The sequence below is a fragment of the Tsukamurella sp. 8F genome, assembly GCF_029167375.1.
Taxonomy (GTDB): domain Bacteria; phylum Actinomycetota; class Actinomycetes; order Mycobacteriales; family Mycobacteriaceae; genus Tsukamurella.
This window is the reverse complement of record NZ_JARFTP010000004.1, coordinates 237,490-246,012: the sequence shown is the minus strand read 5'-3', so window position 1 is coordinate 246,012 and position 8,523 is coordinate 237,490. Positions and strand designations below refer to the sequence as shown.

At 70.0% G+C, this 8,523-nt stretch carries 8 protein-coding genes; 4 read left to right on the top strand and 4 right to left on the bottom strand.

What is annotated here, in order from left to right:
- Positions 1–88: 88 nt before the first annotated feature.
- On the bottom strand, positions 89–766 hold the full coding sequence (locus tag P0W64_RS05015) for a uracil-DNA glycosylase (protein WP_275478965.1): 678 nt from the start codon (positions 764–766) through the stop codon (positions 89–91).
- A gap of 2 nt (positions 767–768) precedes the next feature.
- Entirely contained in the window at positions 769–1,731 is a 963-nt protein-coding gene (locus P0W64_RS05010) for a thiamine-phosphate kinase (RefSeq protein ID WP_275478964.1), read from the bottom strand.
- 63 nt (positions 1,732–1,794) lie between these two features.
- On the opposite strand from P0W64_RS05010, the gene P0W64_RS05005 reads away from it, so the two are divergent.
- Positions 1,795–2,331: a DUF3515 domain-containing protein gene (locus tag P0W64_RS05005; RefSeq protein WP_275478963.1), complete on the top strand. Its 537-nt coding sequence runs from the start codon at positions 1,795–1,797 to the stop codon at positions 2,329–2,331.
- Positions 2,332–2,385: 54 nt separating this feature from the next.
- On the opposite strand, the gene P0W64_RS05000 is transcribed toward P0W64_RS05005, so the two are convergent.
- Complete coding sequence (locus P0W64_RS05000) at positions 2,386–3,486, bottom strand: D-alanine--D-alanine ligase family protein (protein WP_275478962.1); 1,101 nt, start codon at positions 3,484–3,486, stop codon at positions 2,386–2,388.
- A 43-nt stretch (positions 3,487–3,529) separates the two neighbouring features.
- Positions 3,530–4,540 carry an NAD(P)H-dependent glycerol-3-phosphate dehydrogenase gene (locus tag P0W64_RS04995; RefSeq protein WP_275478961.1) on the bottom strand — a complete coding sequence of 337 codons (1,011 nt, stop codon included), beginning with the start codon at positions 4,538–4,540 and terminating at the stop codon, positions 3,530–3,532.
- Positions 4,541–4,662: 122 nt separating this feature from the next.
- Here P0W64_RS04995 and cofC point away from each other — a divergent pair, with 122 nt between their 5' ends.
- The 3 genes from cofC to P0W64_RS04980 are packed head-to-tail and all read left to right on the top strand — an operon-like array spanning position 4,663 to position 8,460.
- Positions 4,663–5,334: a 2-phospho-L-lactate guanylyltransferase gene (cofC, locus tag P0W64_RS04990; RefSeq protein WP_275478960.1), complete on the top strand. Its 672-nt coding sequence runs from the start codon at positions 4,663–4,665 to the stop codon at positions 5,332–5,334.
- 58 nt (positions 5,335–5,392) lie between these two features.
- Positions 5,393–7,507 (top strand): RNA degradosome polyphosphate kinase, encoded by a 2,115-nt coding sequence (locus P0W64_RS04985; RefSeq protein ID WP_275478979.1) that lies wholly within the window; start codon positions 5,393–5,395, stop codon positions 7,505–7,507.
- Positions 7,504–8,460 (top strand): NUDIX hydrolase, encoded by a 957-nt coding sequence (locus P0W64_RS04980; protein WP_275478959.1) that lies wholly within the window; start codon positions 7,504–7,506, stop codon positions 8,458–8,460. The genes P0W64_RS04985 and P0W64_RS04980 overlap by 4 nt, the downstream gene beginning before the upstream one ends.
- Positions 8,461–8,523: the final 63 nt, after the last annotated feature.

The following is an 8,523-nucleotide window of genomic DNA, read 5'->3' as shown; positions in this document are numbered from 1 at the left end:
GGGCGCCGGCGGGGCCCTTCTGTCGTATCGGGCACCGGCGCCGGCCGAATCAGGTGCGTCGCCGACTCACGCGAGCAGATGCGCGGGTCTAGGTCAGGCTCCAGTCGACCGGCTCGCCGCCCTGCTCGACGAGGAGTGCGTTGGCGCGGCTGAACGGACGGGAACCGAAGAAGCCCCGGCTCGCCGACAACGGTGACGGATGCGGGGACTCGATCCGTGGGGTGCCACCGAGGCGCGGTCCCAGCGAGGCTGCGTCGCGGCCCCACAGGATCGCGACCAGCGGGCCTCCGCGGGCGACGAGCGCGTCGATCGCGCATTCGGTGATCTTCTCCCAACCCTTACCGCGATGCGACGCCGGCTTTCCCGGCTGCACGGTGAGCACCCGGTTGAGCAGCAGCACGCCTTGCTCCGCCCACGCCGTCAGGTCGCCGTGCCGAGGCATCGGCATGCCCAGGTCCGAGCCGAGCTCGACGTAGATGTTCTGCAGGCTGCGGGGCACGGGCCGCACGTCCCGTGCCACCGAGAACGACAGCCCCACAGCGTGTCCCGGCGTGGGATACGGATCCTGGCCGACGATCAACACCCGCACGCGATCGAGCGGATGCGTGAACGCCCGCAAGACGTTCTCGCCGGCCGGGAGATAGCCGCGGCCGTCGGCGATCTCGGCGCGCAGGTAGTCCCCCATCGCCGTGATGTCCGCCTCCACGGGCGCGAGTGCCCGGGCCCAATCCGGATCTATCTGCTCTGCAAGGGGTCTGCGCGCCATAGTCACTCCTTCACTCCGAAGCTGGTCCAGCCGCCTCCGACGGTGGCGGGGGCGCCGTCGATCGTCACACCGTGGCCGGCGCGAACCCGGCCCACTCGCCGAAATCCCTGCGGCAGATGAATATCCGGGGGAAAGGTCGCGAGCAGCGCGTGGTCCTCGCCACCTGCGTACAGCCACTCGTAAGGATCCGCGCCCACCGCGTGCGCGCAGGACACCACATCGTCATCCGGCGTGAGGGCTCCGAGGTCGAGGGCTACGCCACTGGCGCGCGCGATCGCCCGCGCGTCGCGGATCAGACCATCGGAGACGTCCGTCATAGCCGTAGCCCCGGCGTCGGCCGCGGACGGCCCCGCGGTCAGCGGCGGTCGGGGCACGCGATAGACGTCGAGGCACTCCTCCGACGGCGATTCGACCCCTGCCTCGAGTACCGCGAGTCCGGCGGCGGACCGGCCGACCACTCCCGCGAGCGCGACCACATCGCCGGCGCGCGCACCGGACAGCAGCACGGGTGACCGTCCCTCGAGGTCGCCCAGCGCCGTCACCGAGACGACGACCTGCTCCGTACGCACGACATCGCCGCCTACGACTACTCCCCCCACCTGTGCCGCTCCGGCCGCTACGCCGGCCGAGATCCCGGCGAGGACCGCCGACGGGGTGTCCGGCGGACAGCCCAGCGTCACCGTGAACGCCGTACACACCGCGCCCATCGCTGCGATGTCCGCGGCGTTCTGAGCGATCACGCGTCGGCCCACGTGCTCGGGAGTCGTCAGATCGAATCGAAAGTGTCGGCCCTCGACCACGGCGTCCGTCGAGATCACGACGCGGCCGTCGGGCGCGGTCACGACCGCGGCGTCGTCGCCGGGCCCGACGGTCACCCGCGGGTCCGGACGCAGCGCGGCGGTCGCCAGCGCGATCACACCGTCCTCACCGAGGTCGGCGGCGGTGCTGGGCAGGTTGTCGGTCATCGCTACGGTAGGTTATCGGCTCGCCCGACGACCGTGTCGGGCGGCGGAGCGGAAGGATCGTGCATGAGGCGGCGAGGGCAGCGGCGGAGTCCGGCGCTGATAGCGACGGCCATCGCGTTGCCGGTGGCGGTACTCGTCGGCTTCCTGGTGTTCGCGGTGCTCGCACAGAAGAAGCACTCGGACGGTCAACACCTCTTGCGGGACGTGGCCGCACCGTCGGCCTCGGACGCGGCCTGCGGGTCCCTGATCGCCGCGATGCCGCAGAAGCTGGGCGAGTTCACCCGCGACTCCACAACCGGTCCCGCCGGCTACGCACGCTGGCAATCGACTGATTCGGGCACCGTGGAGTTGCGCTGCGGCGTCGAGCGACCCGCCCGGCTCACCCGCACGTCGTCGCTGCAGATGGTGGATACGACGCAGTGGCTGTCCGTCGCGCCGAGCGAGTCCTCGCAGAGCGGGCTGGGTAGCTACTGGTTCGCGGTCGATCACCGGCCCTACGTCCAGATGTGGATTCCCGACAACTCCGGCACCGCCGCCATCCAGGCCGCCTCCGACGCGGTGAATCACACCCTGAAGCCCGCATCGCTCGATTTCGGGTAGTCCGCCCGGCCGATACGCCTACCACCGCAGTGTGGCGCCGCCGTCGCCGGAGGGTCAGCGCAACCCGATCCCCCGCGCGATAGCCGTTTCGACCAGCGTCGTGAGGAGATCGGCGTAGCCGACGCCGGCGGCGTCCCACATGCGCGGGTACATCGAGGTCGAAGTGAAGCCGGGCATGGTGTTGATCTCGTTGATGACGGGACCGTCCGTGGTGTAGAAGAAGTCGACGCGCGCCAGGCCCTGGCAGTCCATGGCGCCGAACGCATCGACGGCGAGCCGCTTGATCTCTGCGGTGGCATCCGCGGGCAGGTCCGCAGGAATCGTGTACTGAGCCCGATCGTCGAGGTACTTGGTCTCGAAATCGTAGAAGGCGTGTTCGGTGTCGGCGGACATGGAGATCTCGGCGATCTCCGATGCCGAGACCGATCCGTCCGGCCGCTCCAGCACACCGATCTCGACCTCGCGGCCGGCGATGGCGGCCTCCACGATCACCTTCGGGTCGTACTCCCGGGCGGCGACGACCGCGCCGGCGACGCCGTCACGCGACGTCACACGGGTGATGCCGATCGACGACCCGCCACGGGCGGGCTTCACGAACAGGGGCAGGCCGAGGCGATCGAGGACCTCGTCGGGCACGGTGTCGGAACCACGCCGGACGACGTGGAAATCGCCCACCGGCAGCCCTTCGGCGCGCAGCAGCTTCTTGGCGAACTCCTTGTCCATGCCCGCCGCGGAGGCGAGTACGCCGGCACCCACGTACGGCACGCCCGCCATCTCGAGCAGACCCTGGATCGTGCCGTCCTCACCGAACGGGCCGTGCAGCACGGGGAACACGACGTCGACGGCGGAGAGCAGGGAGCCGGCGTCGTCGGCGTGCAGCGACACCAGCTCGCCCGCGCCTTCGCCGGCGACCAGGGTGAGATCCGCGGGCCGCTCCGCGACAGACGGCAGGGCGCGGTCCGCGATCTTCAGCTGCTCGGCACCGTCGGCCGCCAGGACCCAGGCGCCACCGGGCGTGATACCCACCGGTACGACCTCGAACCGTTCGGGGTCGAGGTGCGCCAGCACGCTGCCCGCGGACACGCACGACACCGCATGCTCGCTGCTCCGGCCGCCGAAGACCACTGCCACCCTGGTTCTCGTCACGGCAGACACCGTACCCGTGTGCCCGATCGTGAGCCTCTCGGGCGCCGCCGCGCTACTCCTCGCCCACGTCCCGATTCAGCAGGTCGACGATGGCGCGGGACACCGGTATGCCGTCGTAGCAGACGGCGCGCACCGCCTCGGTGAGCGGCATCTCCACCCCGGCCTTACGCGCCAGGTCCGCCACAGAGATACACGACTTCACGCCCTCGGCGACCTGGCCGCTCGCGGCGGCCTGCGCCTGCTCCATCGTCATACCCTGGCCGAGGCGTGATCCGAACGTGAAGTTGCGGGACAGCGGCGACGAGCACGTGGCGACCAGGTCCCCGACACCGGCCAGGCCCGCCAGCGTGAGTGGCTCCGCGCCGAGCGCCGTTCCGAGCCGCAGGGTCTCGGCGAGTCCGCGCGTGATGATGGCTGCGCGCGAGTTCTCACCCAGCCCCACGCCCGATGCGATGCCGCAGACGAGCGCTATGACGTTCTTGGTGGCGCCGCCGATCTCGCAGCCGACCACGTCGTTGTTGGTGTACGGCCGGAAGTAGTCCGAGCGCACCAGGTACTGCGCATGCTGCGCGCGGGCCTCGTTGGTGGACGCCACGACCGCGAGTGTCGGCTGCTGCGTGGCGATCTCCTTCGCGAAGTTGGGCCCGGTCAGCACCGCCACGCGATCCTCGGGGACGTCCGCGACCTCGACCACCACCTCGGACATCCGCTTGAGAGTGCCGATCTCGATGCCCTTGGCGAGGTTGAGGATCGTGACGTCGTCGGGGATCATGTGCGACCAAGATGCGAGGTTGTCGCGCAGCGACTGCGACGGCACCGCCAGCACGACGAGCCCGACGCCGCTCAGAGCTTCCTCGGGATCGTGTGTGGCACAGAGATTCTCGGGTAGCACCGTGTCCGGTAGATAGGATGCGTTGAGCTTATTGGTGTTGATCCCGTCTGCCACCTCCTGGCGCCGGCACCACATCGTGACCTTGTGCGGCTCCTGCCGGCTGGCCTCCGCGAACACCTTCGCCATCGCGGTGCCGAACGATCCCGCGCCCATCACTGCGACGTTCGTCATAGCCTCACCCGACTCCTCACGAGGTCCCTGCCGGGCTCGGGCCCCGGCGTTCGCACATCCCGCACAGGGTAGCCCCGACCGGCGCGACCCCGGTCCCGATCCGTCCACCTACTGTGGGACCCATGACCTCAGTGGTGGCCGTGACCGCGGTGAAATCGTTGGCAGGGGCCAAGTCGCGCCTGTCCGCGGGCTCGGCGCCGGACGGCGGGCGCCCGCAGGACGTGCCTGCCCTGGTGCTGGCGATGCTGGCAGACACCGTCGCCGCCGCTACCGCCGCGGGGATCGGGCCGGTCTACGTCGTGTCCCCGGACCCGACGGTGCACGCCGCGGCGGCCACGCAGGGCGCGATCGGACTACCCGAGCCCGACGGCGGCGGGCTGAACCCCGCCCTCGCGGCCGGGGCGCGGACGGCACAGCGCGAGCATCCCGGTGCGGCAGTGCTCGCGCTGCAACCGGACCTCCCGGCGCTCACGCCGCGCGAGCTGACGGCATTCCTCACGGCCGCCGACCACGTGCGGGCGTTCGTCCCGGACCGCCAGGGATCGGGCACGGCAGCGCTGCTGGCGCCCGCCGGCACCGCCCTCGACCCGCGGTTCGGTGTGGACTCGGCTGCGCGGCACCGCGCATCCGGTGCGCTCGCCGTCGAGGGCGACTGGCCCGGCCTGCGCGGCGACGTGGACACGATGGAGGACCTGGCGGCAGCAGCCGGCATGGTCGGATCGCACACTGCGACCCTGCTGGCGGATCCCCTTCCGCCGACGGGTCGATCGCGAGCGGTCGATGGTCCAGAATGAACGCGTGACAACCGAGCCGCCCCAGTCCGAGTCCCTCGTCGCCGAACCGGCACCCGTCGTGCGCCCGGCCGCCCTTCCGAGTGCGCCTCCAGCGGCACCCGAGGACGCGGGCGGGTCGCCCGATCTACCGGACGACCGGTACCTGAACCGGGAACTCAGCTGGCTCGACTTCAACGCCCGCGTGCTCGCGCTGGCGGAGGACCCGTCGATGCCGCTGCTCGAGCGAGCCAAGTTCCTCGCCATATTCACGTCGAACCTGGATGAGTTCTTCATGGTTCGTGTCGCGGGCCTCAAGCGCCGCGACCAGACCGGGCTGTCGGTGCGTTCCGCGGACGGGCTGTCACCGCGCGAGCAGCTGAAGGTGATATCCGACCGCACGCAGGAGCTGGCACACAAGCACGCCCGCGTGTTCAGCGACGCGGTGCGTCCCGAGCTGGCGGCGCAGGGCATCTCCGTGCTCGGGTGGGACGAGCTCACCGACGACGAGCGGGCGCGCCTCTCCAAGCACTTCCACGAGCAGGTGTACCCGGTCCTCACCCCGCTGGCCGTAGACCCCGCGCACCCCTTCCCGTACATCAGCGGCCTGTCGCTGAACCTGGCGATCGCGGTGCGGGACGGCGATACAGGCGCCGAGCACTTCGCGCGGGTCAAGGTGCCGGACAACGTCGATCGCTTCGTCACGGTCCGCGCGGAACGCGGCGACAACGCTCTGTTGCCGATGGAGGACCTGATCTCGGCGCACCTGGATGCGCTGTTCCCGGGCATGGCGATCTCGGAGCACCACGTGTTCCGCATAACGCGCAACGCCGATTTCGAGGTCGAGGAGGACCGCGACGAGGACCTCCTGCAGGCACTCGAACGCGAACTCGCGCGGCGACGCTTCGGCTCGCCGGTGCGCCTCGAGGTCGCCGAGGACATGTCCGAGCACATGCTCGAGCTGCTGCTCCGCGAGCTCGATGTGGATCCTGCGGACGTCATCACGGTGCCCGGCCTGATCGACCTCAACTGCTTGTTCGAGCTGTACGGCCTGGATCGTCCTGCGTTGAAGGACAAGCCCTTCGTACCCGTCACGCACCCGGCGTTCGGCGAGCGGGAGACACCCAAGAGCGTCTTCGCCACTCTGCGCGAGGGCGATGTGCTGGTGCACCACCCGTACGATTCGTTCTCGACGAGCGTGCAGCGGTTCATCGAGCAGGCCGCCGCCGATCCCCATGTGCTCGCGATCAAGCAGACGCTGTACCGCACGTCCGGCGACTCCCCGATCGTCAACGCGCTCATCGATGCGGCAGAGGCCGGCAAGCAGGTCGTCGCCCTCGTAGAGATCAAGGCCCGCTTCGACGAGCAGGCCAACATCAAGTGGGCGCGTCAGCTGGAGCAGGCGGGCGTTCACGTGGTGTACGGCCTCGTCGGGCTCAAGACCCACTGCAAGACATGTCTCGTCGTACGCCGCGAGGGTTCACACATCCGGCGCTACTGCCACATCGGCACCGGCAACTACAATCCGAAGACCGCGCGCCTGTACGAGGACGTCGGCCTACTGACCGCGGATCCGGTACTGGGACAGGACCTCACAGACCTCTTCAACCGGCTGACGGGCTACTCTCGCAAGGAGGAGTACCGCAACCTCATGGTCGCGCCGCACGGGGTGCGCTCCGGCATCATCGAGCGCATCGAGCAGGAGGTGGAGCTGCACAAGCAGGGGAAGCCGAGCGGCGTACGGCTGAAGGCGAATTCAGTCGTCGACGAGGAGGTCATCGACGCGCTGTACCACGCGTCACAGGCCGGCGTGCCGATCGACGTGGTGGTGCGCGGTATCTGCGCGCTGCGCCCCGGAATGCCCGGCGTCAGCGAGAACATCACCGTCCGTTCGATCCTCGGCCGATTCCTCGAGCATTCGCGGATCTTCCACTTCCGGGCCATGGACGAGTTCTGGATCGGCAGCGCCGACATGATGCATCGCAACCTCGACCGGCGCGTGGAAGTCATGGCACAGGTCAAGGATCCACGCCTCACGGAACAGCTGAACGACATCTTCGAGTCCGCACTCGACCCCGCCACGCGATGCTGGGTCCTGGACGCCGAGGGCGACTGGATCGCCTCGCCTGGGCCCGGCCACCCCGTACGGGATCACCAGCGCGAGCTCATGCGCGCGCACCGGGCGAATCAGCGGTGACCGCGCGGCAGGACGTCGTGTACGCCGCGGGAGGAGTCCTGTGGCGTCCTGACGACTCCGCGGGAGCCGAGGTAGCCCTCGTGCACCGGCCGCGCTACGACGACTGGACGCTGCCGAAGGGCCATGTCGACCCCGGCGAGCACAGCACTGTCGCCGCACTCCGCGAGATCGACGAGGAGACGGGCCATTCCGCCAGGTTGGTGCAGTACGTGACGCTTGCGTCATACGACGTGGCCCGGCGCAAGCGGCACGGGAAGCCGGCGCCCGGCGTCGACGCGAAGACCGTGCGCAAGCGGGTGCACTACTGGTCGGCACTCGCGACAGGCGGATCCTTCGCCTCGGGCGAGGAGGTCGACGAGCTGCGCTGGATGCCCGCCGCAGCGGCGCCCGAACGACTCACGTATTCGTTGGACCGCAAGGTGATGCGCACGTTCATGCGCCTTCCCCGATCGTCCTGCACGATGCTGCTCGTCCGGCACGCGAAGGCGGGGCGCAAGCAGGGCTACGTCGGCGACGACCGCCTGCGTCCACTGGACGAGAAAGGCCGCGCGCAGGCCGAGGCGCTGGTGGGCGTGCTCGGATCGTTCGCGCCCGGTTCGATCGCGTCGGCGCCGCTCGTGCGATGCGAGCAGACCGTGACCCCGCTCGCCGAGGATCTGGGCCTCTCCATCGCCGCCGAGCCGGCGCTGTGCGAATCCGCCTACGCGGACGACCCGCGCAAGGCACACAAGCGGATCCGCCGGATCGCGCGCGCAGCGGCGGAGTCGGGAACCGTACCGGTCGTGTGCAGCCAGGGCGGGGTGATCCCCGGCCTGATGCGGTGGTGGTCCGAGGCCGATGGGGTCGATCTCGGTCCAGCGCAGCACCGCAAGGCGAGCGTCTGGGTCCTGTCCCTCGACGGTGACAGGCTCCTCGCCGCGCACCACATCGCAAGCCCGCTCCCGCTGGTCTGAGCGCGCATCCACCCCGGGATGCACGTATCCGGCGGCACCCCAGCGGGATGCCGCCGGATCGGC